This window comes from Kluyvera intermedia (assembly GCF_034424175.1).
Taxonomy (GTDB): Bacteria; Pseudomonadota; Gammaproteobacteria; order Enterobacterales; family Enterobacteriaceae; genus Kluyvera; species Kluyvera intermedia.
This window is the reverse complement of record NZ_CP139986.1, coordinates 708,727-729,725: the sequence shown is the minus strand read 5'-3', so window position 1 is coordinate 729,725 and position 20,999 is coordinate 708,727. Positions and strand designations below refer to the sequence as shown.

The 20,999-nt window shown below is 53.7% G+C and carries 19 protein-coding genes, 1 tRNA gene and 1 riboswitch; of the genes, 10 read left to right on the top strand and 10 right to left on the bottom strand.

The window, feature by feature from the left end; translation table 11 throughout:
* The first annotated feature begins 1 nt into the window (after window position 1).
* The gene (locus U0026_RS03475; RefSeq protein ID WP_062776335.1) at window positions 2-1,162 is read left to right on the top strand and encodes a glutathionylspermidine synthase family protein; all 1,161 of its coding nucleotides are present in this window, start codon (window positions 2-4) and stop codon (window positions 1,160-1,162) included.
* Between the two features lie 3 nt (window positions 1,163-1,165).
* Here the strand turns inward: U0026_RS03475 and ygiD are convergent, their stop codons facing one another.
* Window positions 1,166-1,954, bottom strand: coding sequence for a 4,5-DOPA-extradiol-dioxygenase (gene ygiD, locus U0026_RS03470; protein WP_062776333.1), 789 nt, complete (start codon window positions 1,952-1,954; stop codon window positions 1,166-1,168).
* Window positions 1,955-2,148: 194 nt separating this feature from the next.
* On the opposite strand from ygiD, the gene zupT reads away from it, so the two are divergent.
* The gene (gene zupT, locus U0026_RS03465; protein WP_062776332.1) at window positions 2,149-2,922 is read left to right on the top strand and encodes a zinc transporter ZupT; all 774 of its coding nucleotides are present in this window, start codon (window positions 2,149-2,151) and stop codon (window positions 2,920-2,922) included.
* A gap of 57 nt (window positions 2,923-2,979) precedes the next feature.
* Here the strand turns inward: zupT and ribB are convergent, their stop codons facing one another.
* On the bottom strand, window positions 2,980-3,633 hold the full coding sequence (ribB, locus tag U0026_RS03460) for a 3,4-dihydroxy-2-butanone-4-phosphate synthase (RefSeq protein ID WP_062776330.1): 654 nt from the start codon (window positions 3,631-3,633) through the stop codon (window positions 2,980-2,982).
* Window positions 3,634-3,738: 105 nt separating this feature from the next.
* A riboswitch (FMN riboswitch) is annotated at window positions 3,739-3,888 on the bottom strand.
* A gap of 121 nt (window positions 3,889-4,009) precedes the next feature.
* Between ribB and ubiK the strand changes: the two genes are divergently transcribed.
* Entirely contained in the window at window positions 4,010-4,279 is a 270-nt protein-coding gene (gene ubiK, locus U0026_RS03455; protein WP_062776328.1) for a ubiquinone biosynthesis accessory factor UbiK, read from the top strand.
* A gap of 107 nt (window positions 4,280-4,386) precedes the next feature.
* Here the strand turns inward: ubiK and hldE are convergent, their stop codons facing one another.
* The 3 genes from hldE to U0026_RS03440 are packed head-to-tail and all read right to left on the bottom strand — an operon-like array spanning window position 4,387 to window position 10,030.
* On the bottom strand, window positions 4,387-5,820 hold the full coding sequence (hldE, locus tag U0026_RS03450; protein WP_062776327.1) for a bifunctional D-glycero-beta-D-manno-heptose-7-phosphate kinase/D-glycero-beta-D-manno-heptose 1-phosphate adenylyltransferase HldE: 1,434 nt from the start codon (window positions 5,818-5,820) through the stop codon (window positions 4,387-4,389).
* A gap of 46 nt (window positions 5,821-5,866) precedes the next feature.
* Entirely contained in the window at window positions 5,867-8,707 is a 2,841-nt protein-coding gene (glnE, locus tag U0026_RS03445) for a bifunctional [glutamate--ammonia ligase]-adenylyl-L-tyrosine phosphorylase/[glutamate--ammonia-ligase] adenylyltransferase (protein WP_062776325.1), read from the bottom strand.
* Between the two features lie 21 nt (window positions 8,708-8,728).
* Window positions 8,729-10,030 carry a CYTH domain-containing protein gene (locus U0026_RS03440; protein WP_062776322.1) on the bottom strand — a complete coding sequence of 434 codons (1,302 nt, stop codon included), beginning with the start codon at window positions 10,028-10,030 and terminating at the stop codon, window positions 8,729-8,731.
* 235 nt (window positions 10,031-10,265) lie between these two features.
* Here U0026_RS03440 and U0026_RS03435 point away from each other — a divergent pair, with 235 nt between their 5' ends.
* Both U0026_RS03435 and U0026_RS03430 read left to right on the top strand, forming a co-directional pair.
* The gene (locus U0026_RS03435) at window positions 10,266-10,886 is read left to right on the top strand and encodes a TIGR04211 family SH3 domain-containing protein (protein ID WP_062776458.1); all 621 of its coding nucleotides are present in this window, start codon (window positions 10,266-10,268) and stop codon (window positions 10,884-10,886) included.
* A 65-nt stretch (window positions 10,887-10,951) separates the two neighbouring features.
* Window positions 10,952-12,193, top strand: coding sequence for a multifunctional CCA addition/repair protein (locus U0026_RS03430; RefSeq protein WP_062776320.1), 1,242 nt, complete (start codon window positions 10,952-10,954; stop codon window positions 12,191-12,193).
* Window positions 12,194-12,203: 10 nt separating this feature from the next.
* Here the strand turns inward: U0026_RS03430 and bacA are convergent, their stop codons facing one another.
* Both bacA and folB read right to left on the bottom strand, forming a co-directional pair.
* Entirely contained in the window at window positions 12,204-13,025 is an 822-nt protein-coding gene (bacA, locus tag U0026_RS03425) for an undecaprenyl-diphosphate phosphatase (protein WP_062776318.1), read from the bottom strand.
* Between the two features lie 91 nt (window positions 13,026-13,116).
* Window positions 13,117-13,476, bottom strand: coding sequence for a bifunctional dihydroneopterin aldolase/7,8-dihydroneopterin epimerase (gene folB, locus U0026_RS03420; protein WP_062776316.1), 360 nt, complete (start codon window positions 13,474-13,476; stop codon window positions 13,117-13,119).
* A 107-nt stretch (window positions 13,477-13,583) separates the two neighbouring features.
* On the opposite strand from folB, the gene plsY reads away from it, so the two are divergent.
* Window positions 13,584-14,201 carry a glycerol-3-phosphate 1-O-acyltransferase PlsY gene (gene plsY / locus U0026_RS03415; protein WP_062776314.1) on the top strand — a complete coding sequence of 206 codons (618 nt, stop codon included), beginning with the start codon at window positions 13,584-13,586 and terminating at the stop codon, window positions 14,199-14,201.
* A 97-nt stretch (window positions 14,202-14,298) separates the two neighbouring features.
* Here the strand turns inward: plsY and tsaD are convergent, their stop codons facing one another.
* A complete protein-coding gene (gene tsaD / locus U0026_RS03410) occupies window positions 14,299-15,312 on the bottom strand; it encodes a tRNA (adenosine(37)-N6)-threonylcarbamoyltransferase complex transferase subunit TsaD (protein WP_062776312.1) in 1,014 nt (337 codons plus the stop codon).
* A gap of 235 nt (window positions 15,313-15,547) precedes the next feature.
* Between tsaD and rpsU the strand changes: the two genes are divergently transcribed.
* From rpsU to rpoD, 3 genes are all read left to right on the top strand, one after another.
* Window positions 15,548-15,763 (top strand): 30S ribosomal protein S21, encoded by a 216-nt coding sequence (gene rpsU, locus U0026_RS03405; protein WP_001144069.1) that lies wholly within the window; start codon window positions 15,548-15,550, stop codon window positions 15,761-15,763.
* A gap of 238 nt (window positions 15,764-16,001) precedes the next feature.
* Window positions 16,002-17,747 (top strand): DNA primase, encoded by a 1,746-nt coding sequence (dnaG, locus tag U0026_RS03400; protein WP_062776311.1) that lies wholly within the window; start codon window positions 16,002-16,004, stop codon window positions 17,745-17,747.
* A 154-nt stretch (window positions 17,748-17,901) separates the two neighbouring features.
* A complete protein-coding gene (gene rpoD / locus U0026_RS03395; RefSeq protein ID WP_062776309.1) occupies window positions 17,902-19,743 on the top strand; it encodes an RNA polymerase sigma factor RpoD in 1,842 nt (613 codons plus the stop codon).
* Window positions 19,744-19,892: 149 nt separating this feature from the next.
* On the opposite strand, the gene mug is transcribed toward rpoD, so the two are convergent.
* Entirely contained in the window at window positions 19,893-20,399 is a 507-nt protein-coding gene (gene mug / locus U0026_RS03390; RefSeq protein WP_062774353.1) for a G/U mismatch-specific DNA glycosylase, read from the bottom strand.
* 127 nt (window positions 20,400-20,526) lie between these two features.
* Between mug and U0026_RS03385 the strand changes: the two genes are divergently transcribed.
* Window positions 20,527-20,602 (top strand) — tRNA-Ile (locus tag U0026_RS03385).
* A gap of 91 nt (window positions 20,603-20,693) precedes the next feature.
* On the opposite strand, the gene U0026_RS03380 is transcribed toward U0026_RS03385, so the two are convergent.
* The gene (locus U0026_RS03380; RefSeq protein ID WP_062774351.1) at window positions 20,694-20,993 is read right to left on the bottom strand and encodes a DUF1889 family protein; all 300 of its coding nucleotides are present in this window, start codon (window positions 20,991-20,993) and stop codon (window positions 20,694-20,696) included.
* Between the last annotated feature and the right edge of the window lie 6 nt (window positions 20,994-20,999).

Sequence of the window (20,999 nt, the reverse complement as noted above, 5' to 3'; positions counted from 1 at the left end):
CATGGAAAGAGTCAGTATTGTTGAGCGCCCGGATTGGCGTGAAAAAGCGACTGAATACGGCTTTAACTTCCACACCATGTACGGTGAACCGTACTGGAGTGAAGAAGCCTATTACAAGCTGACGCTTGCCCAGGTAGAAAAACTGGAAGATGTCACCGCCGAACTGCACCAGCTGTGCCTGAAAGTGGTCGACAAGGTTATTGCCAGCGATGAACTGATGGCAAAATTCCGCATTCCAAAACACACCTGGGGCTTTGTGCGTCAGTCATGGCAAACGCAACAGCCATCGCTCTACTCGCGCCTTGACCTGGCGTGGGATGGCACCGGCGAGCCGAAGCTTTTAGAGAATAACGCCGATACGCCAACCTCACTGTATGAAGCGGCATTTTTCCAATGGATCTGGCTGGAAGATCAGCTGAACGCAGGAAACCTGCCGGAAGGCAGCGACCAGTTCAACAGCCTGCAGGAAAAGTTAATCGAGCGCTTTACCGAACTGCGTGAGCAGCACGGCTTCCAGTTGCTGCATCTGACCTGCTGCCAGGACACCGTTGAAGATCGTGGTACGGTGCAATATCTGCAGGATTGTGCGGCAGAAGCGGAAGTGGCAACAGAGTTCCTTTATATTGACGAACTTGGCCTGGGCGAGAAAGGCCAGTTTACCGATCTTCAGGATCAGGTGATTGGTAATCTGTTCAAGCTCTACCCTTGGGAATACATGCTGCGCGAGATGTTCTCCACCAAGCTGGAGGATGCGGGCGTACGCTGGCTGGAACCGGCGTGGAAGAGCATCATCTCAAACAAAGCACTGTTGCCAATGCTGTGGGAAATGTTCCCGGATCACCCGAACCTGTTGCCAGCCTACTTCGCGGAAGACAATCATCCACCGATGGACAAATTTGTGGTGAAGCCAATATTCTCCCGCGAAGGTGCCAATATCTCGATCGTCGAAAACGGCAAAACCATCGAACAGGTGGAAGGCCCGTATGGCGAAGAAGGGATGATCGTCCAGCAGTTCTATCAGTTGCCAAAGTTTGGCGATAGCTACATGTTGATTGGCAGCTGGCTTATCAATGACCAGCCAGCTGGCATTGGGATCCGTGAGGACAGAGCGCTGATCACGCAGGATCTGTCGCGCTTCTATCCGCACATTTTCGTCGAGTAGCCGTTAACCTACCAGCACTGACAGCATGCTTAAGGAACCCATTTCGATACCGTCTACCGGGATCGTGATGGGTTCTTCGCCATCCCACGCGCCTAAGACGTAGAGCAGCGGCAGGAAGTGATCCGCCGTTGGGTTAGATAACGCACCACCTTCATACTCCAGATAGCGAGCCAACGGATGTTGCTCAACCGGCCCTTTCCACTGCAGATTCGCTTTCACATAATCGTTAAACGACGTGGCCCACGGATAGGGTTCAGAATCACCGTGCCATTTTGCAGTACGCAGGTTATGCACCACGTTACCGCTTGCCACCAGCATAATCCCTTCATCGCGCAAACTGGCGAGCTTACGCCCCATCTCCAGATGCCAGGCCGCCGGTTTGGTGCTGTCAACGCTCAGTTGCACCATCGGGATATCCGCGTTGGGGTACATCTTTATCAGCACGCCCCACGAACCATGGTCAAAGCCCCAGGCTTCGGTATCCAACGCGACAGGAACCGGCGACAGCAGTTCTACCAGTTTCTGTGCAAGCTCTGGGGAACCCGGCGCCGGGTAATGGGTGTCATACAGCGCCTGAGGGAAACCGCCGAAATCGTGGATTGTTTTCGGTGTTTCCATCGCCGTTACCCCGGTTCCCCGGGTGAACCAGTGCGCGGAAACGACAACAATCGCTTTCGGACGCGGCAGGGTCTCGCCGAGGTGCTGCCAGGTACGGGTGTAGAGGTTATCTTCCAGTACATTCATCGGGCTACCATGACCTAAAAACAGTGCTGGCATTCGGCTACGAGACATGATGTTATCCTTCCAGAGGCATAATTGAATAACACCACATTAACCTGTTTTCCGTGAGGATAAACTCAGATAAGCGTGATGATGATCTTCAGAAAATTTGAATGTAAGGATGAGGTAAAGAATGCCTGCGCCTCTCGCCATAAATCACAAATTTAAATATTATGAATGATAATCATTATCATAAGGAGTAAGCGATGTCGGTACCGCTAATTCTGACATTACTGGCAGGAGCCGCCACGTTTATTGGCGCCATCCTCGGCGTAATTGGACAAAAACCCTCAAACCGGGTGCTGGCTTTTTCACTCGGTTTTGCCGCTGGGATCATGCTGCTGATCTCATTGATGGAGATGCTTCCCGCCGCGCTAGGCACTGAAGGCATGTCGCCGGTGCTGGGTTACAGCATGTTTGTCATCGGGCTTATCGGCTACTTCGCGCTGGATCGCGTGCTGCCGCATGCGCATCCGCAAGATCTCATGCAGAAAACCAATCCACCGTTGCCGCGAAATATTCGCCGCACGGCGGTTTTGTTGACGCTCGGTATCAGCCTGCATAACTTCCCGGAAGGTATCGCCACCTACGTTACTGCGAGCAATAACCTGGAGCTGGGCTTCGGTATTGCGCTCGCCGTCGCGTTGCACAATATTCCTGAAGGGCTGGCGGTTGCTGGGCCCGTTTATGCTGCAACGGGTTCAAAACGTAAAGCAGTATTCTGGGCAGGGATCTCCGGGATGGCCGAAATCCTCGGCGGCGTATTGGCCTGGGCAATCCTTGGCAGCATGATGTCGCCAGTACTGATGGCCTCGATTATGGCCGCCGTTGCCGGGATTATGGTCGCGCTTTCCGTTGATGAACTCATGCCGCTGGCGAAAGAGATCGATCCCAACAACAACCCAAGCTACGGCGTGCTGTGCGGAATGTCGGTGATGGGGATGAGTCTGGTGGCATTGCAATCGATGGGGATTGGCTAACAGCGATAAAAAAAGCCCGGCGCAGATGCAGCCGGGCTTCTTCGTAACAGAGCGTAATTAGCTTGCTTTGCGCTCGTGTTCACGACGGTAAGCCACCAGATCTTCGATGGTCACCAGCGCCATATTATGTTCCTTCGCAAACTTGATGCACTCTGGCGCACGCGCCATGGTGCCATCGTCATTGGTCAGTTCACACAATACGCCAGCCGGTTTAAAGCCTGCAAGGCTCACCAGATCGATAGTCGCTTCAGTGTGACCACCACGGGTCAGTACGCCGCCCGGTTGCGCGCGCAGCGGGAAAACGTGGCCCGGGCGGTTGAGGTCTGACGGTTTTGCGTTATCGGCAATCGCCGCACGAACGGTGGTCAGGCGGTCAGCGGCGGAAACGCCGGTCGTCACGCCATGTGCGGCTTCGATGGTGACCGTAAAACCGGTACCGTAAGCGCTGGTGTTGTTTTCCACCATCATCGGCAGATCCAGCTGTTTACGATGTTCATCGGTCAGGCACAGACAAACGATGCCGCTTCCGTGACGGATAGTCAGCGCCATTTGTTCAACGGTCATGTTTTCGGCGGCAAAGATCATGTCGCCTTCGTTCTCGCGATCTTCGTCGTCCAGCACCATCGCACCGCGACCTTCACGCAGAGCAATCAATGCGTTTTCAACGCGTTCGAAAGAAGTACCAAAAGAGGAAAGTAGCGTCTGATTCATGGTAAAAAAACCTCATTAATATTATGGTTACCAGAATCAGGGCAGTCTTAGGAGTGCCGATAAACGGCTAATAGATAACGCGAGCGGGCGCAAACCCGACTGGATCGTTACTCTCTCCCATCCGGACTCTAACCGTCGGCCCCGGAATTACACCGGATCTGCTGACCTTCTCATTTTCACAAGAAGCGCTCGCGGGCTTTCAGCCGTAGCTGATTTACCGCCGGTGGGGAATTTCGCCCCGCCCTGAGAATAAGCGTACTTACTATAACGCTATTGATTATCTTCGGCAATGCATAAGCTTCGCACAATTCTGGTTTATCGTACCCGGAGAAGACACTACAATAGCGGTAACGCCGACAGAATCAGGGAAACACAGATGATCGACCCGAAGAAAATTGAACAGATCGCTCGCCAGGTACACGAATCCATGCCAAAAGGCCTGCGTGAATTTGGTGATGATGTTGAAAAGAAAGTCCGCCAGGTGATTCAGTCACAGCTGACGCGTCTTGACGTGGTGAGCCGCGAGGAATTTGACGTGCAAACGCAGGTTCTGCTGCGGACTCGTGAGAAGCTGGCGTTGCTGGAGCAGCGAATTAGCGAGCTGGAGAGCCGTGCGGCTACCCCGGTTGTAGACGGTAAAGAGTAAAGTACTTCCCCCTCACCCCGGCCCTCTCCCCATAGGGGCGAGGGAGAAAACCGAACGGTCCCCTCTCCCTTAGGGAGAGGGTTAGGGTGAGGGAAAAACGCGAAGCGTTACTTCCCGCTATCCTTCTGAATTTTCTTAATAATATTGGTAGTTGAACAACCATCTTCAAAGTTCAGCACCAACACTTCACCGCCGTTCGCCCACACTTCTTCACTACCGGCAATTTGCTCTGGCTTATAGTCGCCGCCTTTCACCAGACGATCCGGCAGGATCCCCGCAATCAGACGCTGCGGCGTATCTTCTTCAAATGACACGACCCAGTCGACGGATTCCAGCGCACCCAGCACGATCATTCGCTGATCCAGCGGGTTTACCGGACGGGATTCACCTTTCAAGCGCTTAGTCGACGCATCACTGTTCACCGCTACGATTAGACGATCGCCCAGCTTGCGCGCATTCGCCAGATAAGAGACGTGGCCCGCGTGCAGAATGTCGAACACACCATTGGTCATCACCACTTTCTCACCGCGACGACGTGCAGCAGCGACAGCATGTTTGAGTTCTTCTTCGCTCATGACACCAAAGCCGGTGTCAGCACGACCGCGCACGGCGTTTTCCAGCTCGATTGGCGAAACGGTAGAGGTCCCCAGCTTGCCGACCACCACACCTGCCGCCGCATTGGCGAAGAAGCAGGCTTCTTCCAGACTTTTCCCTGACGCCAGCGTCGCCGCCAGTACACCAATAACCGTATCACCAGCACCGGTCACGTCATACACTTCCTGCGCCTGAGTCGGTTGATGCAGAGGTGCTTTGCCCGGTTGCAGCAGCGTCATGCCCTGCTCGGAGCGGGTCACCAACAGTGCAGACAGGTCGAAATCAGCAATCAACTGCATGCCGCGCTCAACCAATTCTTCTTCGGTTTTACACTTACCCACTACCGCTTCGAATTCGGAAAGGTTTGGCGTAAGCAGCGTGGCACCGCGATAGCGTTCAAATTCCGTTCCTTTCGGGTCGATCAGTACCGGAACCTTCGCTTGACGCGCCAGTTGAATCATCTGCTGCACACTTTCCAGCGCGCCTTTGGCATAGTCGGAAAGCACCAGCGCACCAACGTTCGGCAGGCCGCTTTGAATACGATCGTGTAGCGGCTGGGGATCAACGCCAGCAAAGCCTTCTTCAAAATCCAGACGAATCAGCTGCTGGTTACGTGACAGCACGCGCAGCTTGGTGATCGTTGGATGCGTCGGCACGGAAACGAAATCGCATTTGACGTTAACGTCGGCCAGCGCTTTATTTAACGCACGTGCCGCATCGTCAATACCGGTCAGGCCTACAAGGCGAGAACCTGCGCCCAAAGAGGCAATGTTCATCGCCACGTTTGCCGCGCCGCCAGGACGTTCTTCGATAGTTTCCACTTTCACCACGGGTACCGGGGCTTCCGGGGAAATACGGCTGGTTGGGCCATACCAGTAGCGATCCAGCATCACATCGCCAACCACCATCACTCCTGCGCGTTCAAATTCCGGCAGCGTTACTTTCATTCTTGTCTCCAAAGAGAATCAAAATTTCGCGCGATAATAGCACATTTCACGGTTGAACCAGCCACTTCTGCCAGCTGGCGCTCACCTGGTCGCGTTCCTGAGTGAAGCTCTCCTGCCCTACATTGCCCGGTAATTCTTGCAATGCCAGGTGATGCAGAGCGTCACGCAATGTGGTGTAAGCATGGGTCAACGCCCGCGCTTCGTCCTCATCCATAATGTCGTTTTGCGCCAGCAGTTCGAGAATACGCACGTTATCCGACCAGCGGGTCAGCTTAGGTTTATCATGCGCATAACGCAGCACCAGGTACTGGGTAATAAATTCAATGTCGGTAATGCCGCCCGCATCGACTTTAATATCAAAGCGATCGCGCTGCTTGCCGCTAAGATGGGCGCGCATTTTTTCGCGCATCTCACGGACTTCTTTTTGCAATACTTCACCGTCACGCGCGGTGGTCAGGATTTGCCGACGAATCGCATCAAACTGCTGCTGAAGCTGCGGGTCACCGTACACGACTCGCGCACGAACCAGCGCCTGATGCTCCCACGTCCACGCTTCATTTTGCTGATAATCGGCAAACGCTTCGGCGGTGGTCACCAGCATACCTGCCGCGCCGGATGGACGCAGGCGGGCATCCACTTCATACAGAATGCCGGACGATGTACGGGTACTGAACAGGTGCATAATGCGCTGCGCCAGACGAAGGTAGAACTGACGACCGTCGATTTCACGTTCACCGTCGGTCATCGCGTCCATCGGGCAATCATGGAGGAAAACCAGATCCAGGTCTGAACTGTAGCCCAACTCCCAACCGCCCAGCTTGCCGTAGCCCACCACCGCAAATCCGCGGCCATTGCGCTCGCGCAGATGCGTGGGTTGACCGTAACGCGCGACCATTTGCACCCACGCCTGCTGAACCACCGCATCAATCATCGCTTCCGCAAGCCAGGTCAGATGGTCACTGACCTTCATCACCGGCAGCGTACCGGCGATATCCGCCGCCGCAATGTGCAGCAGCTGCGCTTGCTTAAACTGGCGCAGCGCTTCCAGCTGTTGTTCTTCATCTTCTTCCGGCACGCGCAGCAAATATTGCCGCAGCTCGTCGCGGTAGGCGTCGGTTGCCGTCGGTTGATACAGAGTACTCGGGTCAAGCAACTCATCCAGCAGCAGCGGATAGCGCGCCAGCTGGTTCGCCACCATCGGCGAGGCAGCACACAGCCGAATAAGATGCTTTAACGCACCGGGGTATTCGCTGAGCAGTTCCAGGTAGGTGGTACGTGTAACGATACCGCTCAGGAGTGGCGTAATACGCGTCAACAGCACCCGCGCGTCTTCACGCGAGCACACTTCGCTGAGCAGGTGCGGCATCAGGGAATCCAGCACCTGACGCCCACGCGGGCCGATGGTGCGCTTATCCAGCTCTTTACGAAAATCAGCGACCTGCGACAAGACATGGTGGCGATCCTCATCGCGCAAATGAGCCAACACCGCCGGGGTATCATCCTCTTGCAGGGTGTCCTGCCACAGTTCGCGCCAGTCTTCCGACAACTGCTCTTCTTGTGATGACTCTTCATCATCGCCGATAAGATCGTTGAAGACCTGGCGTACACCCGCCATCAGCGCGTCAAGGCGCGTAGTCAGTGATTCCCAATCGGTGAGATGCATGCCCCACGCCAGACGTGCGCGGTTCAGCTCATCGCTCGGCAAGGTTTGGGTTTGCTCATCGTTAATGCTTTGCAGCAGATTTTCCAGACGACGCAGAAACAAATAGGCATCTCGCAGCGCCTGCGCATCCGTTTCGGACAACAAATTCAACGCTTCAATCGCCGACAGCGTGGGTAACAGCGCGCGGCTTTGCAGTGACGGTTCGCGGCCTCCCCGAATCAACTGGAACACCTGCACAATAAATTCAATTTCGCGGATCCCGCCCGCACCTAGCTTGATGTTGTCTTTCAAGCCCCGGCGACGAACTTCACGGGTGATCATCCCTTTCATATTACGCAGAGACTGGATCACGCTGAAGTCGATGTAACGACGGAAAACAAACGGTCGCAGCATGGCGCGCAGTTCGCTGGTGTAAACGCCATCGTCATCGCCCATAATCCGCGCTTTGACCATCGCATAACGTTCCCAGTCGCGCCCTTGCTCCTGGTAATAATCTTCCAGCGCGGCAAAACTCAACACCAGCGGGCCGCTGTCGCCAAACGGGCGCAGACGCATATCGACGCGGTAGACAAAACCATCCTGCGTCGGTTGGTCTAGCGCCTTAATCAGCCGCTGCCCCAGACGGGTAAAGAACTGAGCATTATCCAGTTCGCGGCGTCCGCCCTGGGTCGTGCCATGTTCGGGCCAGGCAAAAATCAGATCGATATCAGAGGAAAAGTTGAGTTCGCCGCCGCCCAGCTTACCCATCCCGAGGATGAGCAAGGGTTGTGGTACGCCATCGGCGCTGCATGGCGTACCCCATTCCCGACAGCAGGCGTCGTACAGCCAGTTACGCGCCTGGACGATCAAGGTCTCCGCCAGATGACTCAATTGCTGAAGGGTATTTTCTTCGCTAACTTGTGACAGCGCCTGCGCCCAGGCAATACGCACCATCACTCGACGACGAAATACCCGCAGCGCTCGCATTAGCGCCGCTTCATCATGAACCTCAGACAGTTCGGCTTTAAGCCAACCCGCGTACTGCTGCCACTCATCCGCCTGTGGAGGGTCGCTTTCCAGCGACGTCAGCCACTCGGGATACGCCATCAAACTTTGCGAAACAAAATCACTGAAGGTGAAAACAGCCTGCGCTTCGGCGCTGAGCGAGTCCATTGCAAACGCTTCTGGCGCGCGCTCACGAAGCGTCTGCCAGTGCTGTTGTAACTGCGAAGAAAGCGGCGTCATACGCGGGTTCCCTGAAGTTAATTATCGTTTTCCGCTGTGTAACCAGAATGGTTCAACCGCCAGCGCTTCATTGCGGTAATGCTCAATTTCAATGTGCTGACGCGTTTCGATGGCGTGACGTAAGCCCTGCCAGTTCGCCAGCCAGCGCTCGGCTTTTTCGGCGTCGTAGTAGCCTGCTAACACCTGCACCGTATTGATGTCACGCGTCAGGCGCGGTAGCTGATCGGCATAGCTATCGCCCAGCGGGTAGGCAAATGTCGTCCGCAGTTCGGCGGCCTGACGAGAAAGATGAGTGTCGGCAAAGCGTTTGAATGAGTCCGCCATTTTGGCTTCGGCTTTGGCGTCGAGGAACGGCTGCCAGCCACGCGTCACCAGCCATTCGGTAAAGGCCAGCTTGGTTAGCGCCGTCTCACGGCAGAAAACGGCATCGTGGGCGGAGTTTCCGGAGGCCATCAGCGCATCCACCTGGGTCAAACCATCGCGCAACTGAGCGCTGGCTTTACGCGGAACAATACCGCCGAACAACGTCAGGATGTGACGAACCAGCCCCAACGCATTGACCACCTCAGTTTTGGCTTTCTTTTTCCCACGCAGCCACAATTCCTCATGGTACTGCCAATGGGCCAGGGCACTTTCCAGCGCAGCTTCAAACGCCTGACCCACCGTGGCTTTTGGTGGCAGCGTTAAAATGGTCAACGGTTTGATTTCGCGTTCCAGATTACCCTGCGCCAGATGGTAGCCACGCGCCGCTTTGCTCAGACTGCCTTGACGCAGCAGGCCGGTTTGCGCCAGCTGTTGAGCCAGAGCCAACACGTCAGCGGTTTCGCCACTCAATAGTTCCAGCTCCAGTTCACAAATGGCTTCCTGGTGCTCGCCCGCTTTAACCTCGCCCTGATCGAGCGCGATTTCAATCTGGCTTTTGCCATGATTGACGACCCATTTCTCGCGATTAAAGTCGGTACTAAACAGAGGGTGAACCTGCTCGGCTAAACCTTCTGGCATTACGCCATCTGGCCAGACTTCTAGCGGAAGCTGGTCAAGCGCCAGTTCAGGGGTACTGATGTCAATGTTGTATTCCGGGCGCTGATGCAGTCCACCCACGGTGCGACCGGCCGTTTTCAGGGTCATTTCATAACGACCGTTATCACCACGAATACGCAGCCCCATATCATGGCGGCGCAGCCAGTTATCAGCCGTTTCGTAATAAATATTCAGCAATTTAGCTGGCGGCGTATGTTCCGCGTTCAGCGAATGTAGGTGGTCACGCAGCGCTTCAACGCCTGCGTCGTCGATAATAAATTTTAATTCGATTTCTTGAGCCATGATTGAATTCTTGTGGTTTCGTTACCTGGAAATACCCATCTGGCGAACTTATAGGTATTCTTTTTGTCAGTAGATAGTATTTTGCGACAAATTGCCATGCAATGCGCAATTTGTCAGGCAACACGCTGACGCCGTTTTTTTCCTCCTGGAGGATTCCGATTGCCGCAGAATGCTTTGCGTCGTCAGACTGTTGCCACTACTATCGTTCCACTTTTATGACAAAAACGATGATCTGATGCCAAAATTACGCTTAATTGCCATTACTTTACTGACACTTACCGCTTCCACTCTGGCTCATGCTGATGAAAAGCGTTACGTTTCCGACGAATTGAACACCTGGGTACGTAGCGGCCCGGGCGATAACTACCGTCTGGCAGGTTCACTGAACGCCGGTGAAGAAGTGACCCTGCTGCAGAGCAACGACAGTACACAATACGGCCAGGTGCGCGACAGCAATGGTCGTACCGCGTGGATCCCGCTTAAAGAGCTGACCGCCACGCCGAGCCTGCGTACTCGTGTGCCCGATCTGGAAAATCAGGTCAAAACCCTGACCGACAAGCTCAATAACATCGACGGAACCTGGAACCAGCGCACTGCAGAAATGCAGAAAAAGGTCGCTCAGAGCGATAGCGTGATTAATGGTTTGAAAAACGAAAACCAGAAGCTGAAGAATGAGCTTATCGTCGCGCAGAAAAAAGTGAGTGCTGCTAACCTACAACTGGATGACAAACAGCGCACCATCATTATGCAGTGGTTCATGTATGGCGGCGGCGTGCTGGGAATGGGTCTGCTTCTCGGCCTGGTCTTACCGCACATCATTCCAAGCCGTAAGCGTAAAGATCGCTGGATGAACTAAGCTAACTCGCCTTCAATCGACTTCTTTCGTATTATCTCAAAGAAAATGATGAGGAGAGGCGTGGCGTGAAGAGTTATCTGGTCGGCGGTGCAGTTCGGGATGCTTTATTAGGTCTCCCGATTAAAGACAGAGATTGGGTGGTGGTCGGCGCGACGCCCCAGCAAATGCTTGACGCGGGTTACCAGCAGGTAGGCCGCGATTTCCCAGTCTTCCTGCATCCCGATAGCCACGAAGAGTACGCCCTTGCCCGCACCGAACGTAAGTCAGGTTCCGGGTATACCGGTTTTACCTGCTATGCGGCTCCTGACGTGACGCTCGAGCAAGATCTGCTGCGGCGGGACTTAACCGTCAACGCGATGGCGCAAGATGCCGACGGTTCTCTTATCGATCCATACGGTGGGCGCCACGACCTCCAGCAGCGCATTCTGCGCCATGTTTCCCCAGCCTTTGGCGAAGACCCTCTGCGCGTGCTGCGCGTGGCGCGTTTTGCCGCCCGCTACGCGCATTTAAGCTTTCGCATTGCCGATGAAACCCTGGCGTTAATGCGTGAGATGACGGACGCTGGCGAACTGGCGCATCTGACCCCAGAACGCGTATGGAAAGAGACGGAAAGTGCCCTTGGCACCCGCAACCCACAGGTGTTTTTCCAGACGCTGCGCGACTGCGGTGCACTAAAAGTTCTGTTCCCGGAAATCGATGTACTGTTTGGGGTTCCCGCACCGGCAAAATGGCACCCGGAAATTGATACCGGCGTCCATACGCTGATGACGCTTACCATGGCGGCCATGCTCAGCCCCGAACTCGACGTACGCTTTGCAACGTTGTGTCATGATTTAGGTAAAGGACTCACGCCTAAAGAATTCTGGCCTCGCCACCACGGCCACGGCCCGGCTGGCGTGAAGCTGGTCGAGCGATTGAGCCAACGCCTGAAGGTCCCCAATGAAATGCGTGATCTTGCGAAACTGGTTGCCGAATTCCACGATCTCATCCACACGTTGCCCATCCTGCAACCGAAAACCCTGATCAAGCTATTTGACTCTATTGACGCCTGGCGCAAGCCACAGCGGGTAGAGCAAATTGCGCTAACCAGTGAAGCGGATGTGCGCGGGCGGACTCATTTTGAAGCCAGCGACTACCCGCAAGGTCGATTGCTGCGCGAGGCATGGGAAGTTGCGCGGGGAGTGGGCAATAAAGAGGTTATCGAAGCCGGATTTAAAGGCCCGGAGATCCGCGAAGAGTTGACGCGACGTCGAATTAAAGCAGTCGCTGACTGGAAGGAAAAACGTTGCCCCCAGCCGAAAGACTGAGGGCAAATCATCAGAAGAAGACCACGTAAACCGCTGCCGCCACGATAAAGCGATAGATAGCGAACGGAATAAACGAGATACGTTTAATCAGCTTCAGGAAGGTTTTGATGGCCACCAGCGCGACAAGGAAGGCCATCACAAAGCCTACGGCAAACATTGGAATATCGCCAACGGTCAGGAAGTGCCAGCTCTTATAGAGATCAAGAGCCGTGGCGCCCATCATCATCGGCACTGCCAGCAGGAAAGAAAACTCAGAGGCCGCATAACGACTCACGCCCATCAGCATGCCGCCTGAGATGGTAGCCCCTGAACGAGAGAAGCCCGGCCACAGTGCCAGACACTGGAAACAACCAATCATAAACGCCTGACGATAGGTCATATCGTCAACCCCGACCGCGCGCGGTATTTTGGGTTTCAGGCATTCTGCGGCAATCAGCAACAGGCCGCCGACCACCAGGGCATACATCACGTTTATCGGGTTAAAGAGCGATTTAATCGTATCGTGGAACACCAGACCCAGCACCACCGCCGGGATCATCCCCAATAGAATATGGATAAGCGACAATCGACCAGAACCTTCACCTTCATGGATCGGCGGGCGACCAAAGTGAATACCTATCAGGCTAAACAGACGACGCCAGAACATCACCACAACCGCCAGGATTGAACCCAACTGGATTACCACCTCAAAAGTTTTCGCCGTTTCTCCTTCAAATCCCAGCAAATGGCCGACAATAATCATATGACCGGTGCTGGAGACAGGCAGAAACTCCGTCAATCCCTCGACCACACCCAGAATGGCTGCGACCAGCAGCGAGTGTATATCGCTCATTAATAAACCCTTAAAAGTAAACAATAAAATAAACCCGGCACTATGACCGGTATAAATCACTTTGGTTTAACTTATATGACCACTAAATATTTTATTTCGGATTATGGCCACGCTCGATGATGACACCGACGTTTGTCGCCCGCGCAACCGCACCGGGTTTACTGACCTTGATGCGTACCCACGGTGAATTAAAGCGCGACATTAACAGCTCAGCCAGCTCTTCCGCTACGCGTTCAACCAGCGCAAAACGGCTGCCTTCCACATGCTTAACCACGGCTTCACTGATATCGGCATAGCTTAGGCAGTCTTCCACATTATCGCTGGCAGCGGCTTTGCGGTTATCCCAGCCTAATTCGATATCGAACACCAGCTTCTGCTCAATAGTTTGTTCCCAGTCATAAACACCGATAGTGGTGATTACCGAAAGTTGCTCTATAAATACAATATCCATCACGACCTGCTTGGTTTTAGGCTAAACCGGATACCACTTCCGGCGAATTATGCGTATTATCCACAGATGCAGAGAATACTTCGACATTTTCAAAATGGAACAGCGTTATGAGTGCAATCGAGCCTGGAATGATTCTCCTTGCCTACCTTTGCGGCTCGATTTCCAGCGCCATTCTGGTCTGCCGCATCGCAGGGTTACCCGACCCTCGCAATTGTGGTTCCGGTAATCCCGGGGCCACTAACGTATTACGTATTGGCGGTAAAGGCGCTGCCCTGACCGTACTGATTTTCGACGTCCTGAAAGGGATGCTGCCCGTCTGGGGAGCTTACGCCCTTGGTTTGTCACCATTCTGGCTGGGCCTTGTGGCGATTGCAGCCTGTCTGGGCCATATCTGGCCGGTATTTTTCCGTTTCCATGGCGGGAAAGGTGTGGCCACTGCCTTTGGTGCGATTGCGCCTATTGGCCTCGATTTGACCGGCGTGATGGCCGGCACCTGGGTGCTCACGATCTTACTCAGCGGCTATTCCTCACTGGGAGCTATCGTCAGCGCGCTAGTTGCGCCGTTTTACGTCTGGTGGTTCAAACCCCAATATACCTTCCCGGTTTCCATGCTCTCATGCCTGATTTTGCTGCGCCATCATGACAATATTCAACGTCTGTGGCGACGTCAGGAGACTAAAATCTGGGTGCGGTTTAAGAAGCGTAAGCGCAAAGACGAAGAGTAGCTGAAGGGTTAGAGTATTGCCCCCGGCGTCGCTGCGCTCTGCCGGGGTTTGTAGCCCGGGCAAGGCGTTTACGCCGCCCCCGGGAAAGTGAAAACAATCAGGCAGCCGGCAATTCTGCCAGCGGCCAGCGCGGACGAACGGTCACGCCCAGTGAGTCGCTAGCACCCGTTTTCAAGCGCACCATGCCCGCATAAGCAATCATCGCACCATTATCGGTACAGAATTCCGGGCGCGCATAAAACACTTCGCCACGACGCTTTTGCATCATATCCGCGAGTTTAGCGCGCAGCGTACGGTTGGCACTCACGCCCCCCGCCATCACCAGGCGTTTAAATCCGGTTTGATCCAGCGCGCGCTTGCACTTGATCATCAGTGTATCCACCACCGCATCTTCAAACGCACGAGCAATATCGGCGCGAGTTTGAGCGTCGTTATCGTTGTTGCGAATAGTATTAGCAGCGAACGTTTTCAGGCCAGAGAAACTGAAATCCAGCCCCGGACGATCGGTCATTGGGCGTGGGAAGACAAAGCGGCCTTCCGTACCCTGAGAGGCCATTTTCGACAGCAGCGGCCCGCCCGGATAATCCAGACCCAGCAGTTTCGCCGTTTTATCAAAAGCTTCACCAGCTGCATCATCAATAGATTCACCCAGCAGCGTGTATTGGCCAATGCCCGTCACGCTAATCAACTGTGTGTGACCGCCGGAGACCAGCAGCGCTACAAACGGGTATTCTGGCGGATTATCTTCCAGCATGGGCGCCAGCAGATGCCCTTCCATATGATGCACAGGTATCGCCGGTACGTTCCACGCGAACGCCAAAGAGCGACCGACCGTTGCGCCAACTAACAATGCACCGACCAGACCCGGGCCTGCGGTATACGCCACCGCATCGATATCTTTTGCCGTCAGGCTGGCTTCTTTTAACGCAGCCTGAATCAGCGGAACCGTTTTGCGCACATGATCGCGCGAGGCTAACTCAGGCACCACGCCACCGTAGTCAGCGTGTAATTTCACCTGACTATACAGTTGGTTGGCTAACAGCCCTTTTTCGTCGTCATAAATTGCGATGCCGGTTTCATCGCAGGATGTTTCAATTCCCAGTACACGCATGGCTACATTTACCTCGTTTCAGTACCGCGCAGTGTAGGATCTCTGACCTTAGATGTAAAACTTTGCTCACTTCAGGCGTCGAGTTCGTGTATACTTCTCAACCTTAAAAAGTCCCTTTCAAAAGAGCGTCGGTGCTTTACAAAGCAGCAACGGTTGTAGTAAAATTCCGCACCATTTTGAAATAAGCTGGCGTTGATGCCAGCGGCAAACCGAATTTATTAAAGGTGAGAGTTACATGCCGGTAATTAAAGTACGTGAAAACGAGCCGTTCGACGTAGCACTGCGTCGCTTCAAACGTTCATGCGAGAAAGCAGGTGTTCTGGCGGAAGTTCGTCGTCGTGAGTTCTATGAAAAACCGACTACCGAACGTAAGCGCGCTAAAGCTTCTGCTGTGAAACGTCACGCGAAGAAACTGGCTCGCGAAAACGCACGCCGTACTCGTCTGTACTAATCTCTTGAGAGCACACGCTCTCAATTGTCAGACTGAGTTGTAGTTGCAAGGCCGTGCTTCCGAAAGGAATGCGCGGCTTGTTTTCGTTTATAAATCAGTATTTACACAAAGTCATTCATACTGTATCAAGGCGGCAAGTGAGTGAATCCCCGGAGCTTACATAAGTAAGTGACAGGGGTGAACGAACGCGGCCAACGCAGAGACAGTTTGAAGGATGAAGTGAAAATAAACGGGGCCTATGGCTGGACGAATCCCACGCGTATTTATTAGTGACCTGCTGGCTCGCACTGACATCATCGATCTGATCGATGCACGGGTGAAGCTCAAAAAGCAGGGCAAAAATTATCATGCGTGCTGTCCCTTCCATAACGAGAAAAGTCCCTCTTTCACCGTAAATGGTGATAAGCAGTTTTATCACTGCTTCGGCTGCGGCGCGCACGGCAATGCCATCGACTTTTTAATGAACTACGACAAGCTCGAGTTCGTTGAAACCGTTGAAGAACTGGCAGCCATGCACAATCTTGATGTGCCGTATGAAGCCGGAACGGGTCTGAGCCAGATAGAGCGCCATCAGCGGCAAAATCTCTATCAGCTGATGGACGGATTGAATGCGTTTTATCAGCAATCTTTCGCCCAACCCATCGCCGAGCCTGCACGCCAGTACCTGGAGCAACGCGGCCTGAGCGCCGAAATTGTCCAGAGTTTTGCTATTGGTTTTGCACCACCAGGCTGGGATAACGCATTAAAACGTTTCGGCGGTAATGTCGACAACAGAAAGCTGCTGCTCGATGCTGGAATGCTGGTCACCAACGACCAGGGAAGAACCTACGACCGTTTTCGCAATCGCGTGATGTTCCCGATTCGCGACAAACGAGGCCGGGTAATTGGTTTTGGTGGTCGCGTACTCGGTAACGATACGCCGAAATACCTGAACTCCCCGGAAACCGATATTTTCCATAAAGGCCGTCAGCTATATGGCCTTTATGAAGCCCAGCAGCACAACGCTGAACCACCGCGCCTGCTGGTTGTCGAAGGGTATATGGATGTTGTCGCCCTGGCGCAATACGGTATCAATTATGCCGTTGCCTCGCTGGGGACTTCGACCACGGCTGACCATATGCATATGTTATTCCGTGCGACAAACAACGTCATTTGCTGTTACGACGGCGATCGCGCTGGACGCGATGCCGCATGGCGCGCATTAGAAACGGCAATGCCGTACATGACTGACGGTCGTCAGCTACGCTTTATGTTCCTGCCCGACGGTGAAGACCCGGATACGCTGGTACGTAAAGAAGGTAAAGAGGCTTTTGAAGCACGGATGGAGCATGCACAACCGCTCTCTGTATTCTTATTTAATAGCCTGATACCGCAAGTTGACCTGAGCTCGCCGGACGGCAGCACCCAACTTGCCGCGCTGGCGTTACCGCTCATTAGTCAGGTACCGGGCGATGCGCACCGAATTCAGCTGCGTCAGACTTTGGGTCTGAAGCTGGGTATTTTTGATGATGCGGCACTTGATCGTTTAATGCCAAAACAGGCAGAAAGTGGCGTCGTGCGCCCGGCTCAACAGCTAAAACGTACGACCATGCGTATACTGATAGGGTTACTGGTACAAAACCCCGATCTCGCACCGCGCGTTCCACCGTTGGTCGGGCTGGATCCGAAAAAGATGCCGGGTTTGGGCTTGTTTACCGAACTGGTGAATACCTGTTTATCCCAGCCGGGTCTGACGACCGGACAGCTGCTGGAGCAATATCGCGGAACAAATGAAGCCGCAACCCTTGAAAAACTGTCGATGTGGGACGATATAGCAGATAAGGATATCGCTGAAAAAACCTTCACCGACTCGCTCAACCATATGTTTGATTCGTTGCTTGTACTGCGACAAGAAGAGTTGATAGCTCGCGATCGCACACACGGTTTAAGCAGCGAAGAACGCCGGGAACTCTGGACGCTAAACCAGGAACTGGCCAAAAAATGAATTTAACGGCTTAACTGCCGAATACCTATCGGGTAGCCCCCGACAGCCGCACCGAGGCGCAGCGGCATTAATATAAGTAAGCCCTCGCACTAAATGTCGGCGGTTCGTTCGCCGGCCGACACCAATCAAATGAATTAAGTGTGGATACCGTCTTATGGAGCAAAACCCGCAGTCACAGCTCAAGCTTCTTGTCCAACGTGGTAAGGAGCAAGGCTATCTGACCTATGCCGAGGTCAATGACCATCTGCCGGAAGATATCGTCGACTCAGATCAGATCGAAGATATCATCCAAATGATCAACGACATGGGCATTCAGGTGATGGAAGAAGCACCGGATGCCGATGATCTGTTGCTGGCTGAAAACTCCAACAACACTGATGAAGACGCAGAAGAAGCGGCTGCACAGGTTCTGTCGAGCGTGGAATCTGAAATCGGCCGTACCACTGACCCAGTGCGCATGTACATGCGTGAAATGGGTACCGTTGAACTGTTGACCCGTGAAGGCGAAATCGACATCGCCAAGCGTATTGAAGATGGGATAAACCAGGTTCAGTGCTCAGTTGCCGAATACCCTGAAGCCATTACTTATCTGCTGGAACAGTACGATCGCGTTGAAGCAGAAGAAGCTCGTCTTTCTGACCTTATCACCGGCTTCGTTGATCCAAACGCCGAAGAAGACATGGCACCGACCGCCACGCACGTCGGTTCTGAACTGTCTCAGGAAGAGATGGATGACGACGAAGAAGAAGACGAAGAAGAAGACGACGATAGCGATGATGACAACAGCATCGACCCTGAGCTGGCACGTGAAAAATTCGCCGAGCTGCGTACTCAGTACGAATTAGCACGCGATACGATCAAAGCCAAGGGCCGTAGCCACGCCGCTGCCCAGGAAGAGATTCAGAAGCTGTCTGAAGTCTTCAAGCAGTTCCGTCTGGTGCCTAAACAGTTCGACTACCTGGTTAACAGCATGCGCGTCATGATGGATCGCGTGCGTACCCAGGAACGTATCATCATGAAGATGTGTGTTGAACAGTGCAAAATGCCGAAGAAAAACTTCATCACGTTGTTCACTGGCAACGAAACCAGCGACACCTGGTTCAACGCGGCTATCGCGATGAACAAACCGTGGTCTGAAAAACTGCACGATGTGGCTGATGATGTTCAGCGTGGTCTGCAGAAGCTGCGTCAGATTGAAGAAGAAACCGGCTTGACCATTGAGCAGGTAAAAGACATCAACCGTCGTATGTCTATCGGTGAAGCTAAAGCCCGCCGTGCGAAAAAAGAGATGGTTGAAGCGAACTTACGTCTGGTTATTTCTATCGCTAAGAAATACACCAACCGCGGTCTGCAGTTCCTTGACCTGATTCAGGAAGGTAACATCGGCCTGATGAAAGCGGTTGATAAGTTTGAATACCGTCGTGGTTATAAGTTCTCCACCTATGCAACCTGGTGGATCCGTCAGGCGATTACCCGTTCTATCGCAGACCAGGCGCGCACCATCCGTATTCCGGTGCATATGATTGAGACCATCAACAAGCTCAACCGTATCTCCCGCCAGATGCTGCAAGAAATGGGTCGTGAGCCAACGCCGGAAGAACTGGCTGAACGTATGCTGATGCCGGAAGATAAGATCCGTAAAGTGCTGAAGATCGCCAAAGAGCCTATCTCCATGGAAACGCCAATCGGCGACGATGAAGATTCGCATCTGGGTGATTTCATCGAGGATACCACCCTCGAGCTGCCGCTGGACTCTGCGACCACCGAGAGCCTGCGTGCCGCCACGCACGACGTTCTGGCTGGCCTCACCGCGCGTGAAGCGAAAGTTCTGCGTATGCGTTTCGGTATCGATATGAACACCGACCACACGCTGGAAGAAGTGGGTAAACAGTTCGACGTTACCCGCGAACGTATCCGTCAGATCGAAGCGAAGGCGCTGCGTAAACTGCGTCACCCAAGCCGCTCTGAAGTACTGCGTAGCTTCCTGGACGATTAATCGCTCCGGTAAAACGTGAAAAAGCTCCCTGATGGGAGCTTTTTTTTTGCTTGTAAATCACGGAGCATTCCCCGGCGGCGCTGCGCTTGGCCGGGCTACTCCAGCCTGTAGCCCGGCCAAGCGCAGCGCCGCCGGGAACATCCCGATACCTACAAACCGCGCGCCTTTAACGCCACGTCCAATTCTTGATACGCCTCAACCAGCTTATCCAGCGTAATCCGGCTCAACCCACTTGGGTTTGGCAGAACCCACACCTCGGTATCGCCAATCATCAACGTCTGCCTACCCCAGGTCGCTTTACGCTGCCCCAGTCCGCGCTCATAGGCCTGCTTACCTAATACCGCCAGTACCGCAGGTTTATAGCGTTCAACCTTCTCGACGAGCTCCTGACCGCCGCTACGCAGCTCCTGCACGCTCACCTCACTTGCCTGTACCGTTGGCCGCTCGACAAGCTTTGTGACACCACAGCGAAAATTGAGCATCTGTTCCGCCTCTTCCGGCTTCAGCTGACGTTCGGTAAACCCAGCCAGATGCAGCACTTTCCAGAAACGGTTCGCGGGATGGGCGAAGGGATAGCCCAAAGAGGAAGACGATAGCCCGGGGTTAATGCCGCAAAAGAGCACCCTAAGCTCTGAACCAATAATGTCCTTAACCATAATATCCTCAACCGATACATCGTGAGTTGAGTATAACGAATTGAAAATGCATTGTTTATAAAAACAGCGGACGCGCGCTTAGTGCTGGATTGGTGTGCGCTGTTACTTTATAATCCTCGACTACCACGGCCCCTTAGCTCAGTGGTTAGAGCAGGCGACTCATAATCGCTTGGTCGCTGGTTCAAACCCAGCAGGGGCCACCAGATACAGCAAGGGCTGACGATTTCTCGTCAGCCCTTTTGCTTTAAAGGATGAGAATAAGCGCCCCCACGCAACGGTGAGAGCGAACAGGCATCACACCAGCGCGTTCAGTTCCTCACGCATGTAAGAAGAAAAGAACTCAGGGTTCTTAATCACAATACGTTCCCCGGACTCAATCCTATCGGCCCATCCGGCGACTTTATCGGTGAATCCAGCATTCCAGCCATCCTGATGCCCGCGTTCGGTCACATCGGAAGGACTCAGCGGCATGCCCAATTCGTGTAAATAATTCAGAATTCCCTTCGCTGTACTTTCATCCATAGACTGTGGTACCGGCTCAGACGTGTTCATACCACCAATGAAATCCAATGCTTTATCAATGACTGCTGGCATATGCTT

What these genes read in the sequence shown, in the direction of transcription:
- U0026_RS03475 (WP_062776335.1), top strand. Translation starts at nt 2, where the DNA reads ATGGAAAGAGTCAGTATTGTTGAGCGCCCGGATTGGCGTGAAAAAGCG.
- ygiD (WP_062776333.1), bottom strand. Translation starts at nt 1,954, where the DNA reads ATGTCTCGTAGCCGAATGCCAGCACTGTTTTTAGGTCATGGTAGCCCG.
- zupT (WP_062776332.1), top strand. Translation starts at nt 2,149, where the DNA reads ATGTCGGTACCGCTAATTCTGACATTACTGGCAGGAGCCGCCACGTTT.
- ribB (WP_062776330.1), bottom strand. Translation starts at nt 3,633, where the DNA reads ATGAATCAGACGCTACTTTCCTCTTTTGGTACTTCTTTCGAACGCGTT.
- ubiK (WP_062776328.1), top strand. Translation starts at nt 4,010, where the DNA reads ATGATCGACCCGAAGAAAATTGAACAGATCGCTCGCCAGGTACACGAA.
- hldE (WP_062776327.1), bottom strand. Translation starts at nt 5,820, where the DNA reads ATGAAAGTAACGCTGCCGGAATTTGAACGCGCAGGAGTGATGGTGGTT.
- glnE (WP_062776325.1), bottom strand. Translation starts at nt 8,707, where the DNA reads ATGACGCCGCTTTCTTCGCAGTTACAACAGCACTGGCAGACGCTTCGT.
- U0026_RS03440 (WP_062776322.1), bottom strand. Translation starts at nt 10,030, where the DNA reads ATGGCTCAAGAAATCGAATTAAAATTTATTATCGACGACGCAGGCGTT.
- U0026_RS03435 (WP_062776458.1), top strand. Translation starts at nt 10,266, where the DNA reads ATGCCAAAATTACGCTTAATTGCCATTACTTTACTGACACTTACCGCT.
- bacA (WP_062776318.1), bottom strand. Translation starts at nt 13,025, where the DNA reads ATGAGCGATATACACTCGCTGCTGGTCGCAGCCATTCTGGGTGTGGTC.
- folB (WP_062776316.1), bottom strand. Translation starts at nt 13,476, where the DNA reads ATGGATATTGTATTTATAGAGCAACTTTCGGTAATCACCACTATCGGT.
- plsY (WP_062776314.1), top strand. Translation starts at nt 13,584, where the DNA reads ATGAGTGCAATCGAGCCTGGAATGATTCTCCTTGCCTACCTTTGCGGC.
- tsaD (WP_062776312.1), bottom strand. Translation starts at nt 15,312, where the DNA reads ATGCGTGTACTGGGAATTGAAACATCCTGCGATGAAACCGGCATCGCA.
- rpsU (WP_001144069.1), top strand. Translation starts at nt 15,548, where the DNA reads ATGCCGGTAATTAAAGTACGTGAAAACGAGCCGTTCGACGTAGCACTG.
- dnaG (WP_062776311.1), top strand. Translation starts at nt 16,002, where the DNA reads ATGGCTGGACGAATCCCACGCGTATTTATTAGTGACCTGCTGGCTCGC.
- rpoD (WP_062776309.1), top strand. Translation starts at nt 17,902, where the DNA reads ATGGAGCAAAACCCGCAGTCACAGCTCAAGCTTCTTGTCCAACGTGGT.
- mug (WP_062774353.1), bottom strand. Translation starts at nt 20,399, where the DNA reads ATGGTTAAGGACATTATTGGTTCAGAGCTTAGGGTGCTCTTTTGCGGC.
- U0026_RS03380 (WP_062774351.1), bottom strand. Translation starts at nt 20,993, where the DNA reads ATGCCAGCAGTCATTGATAAAGCATTGGATTTCATTGGTGGTATGAAC.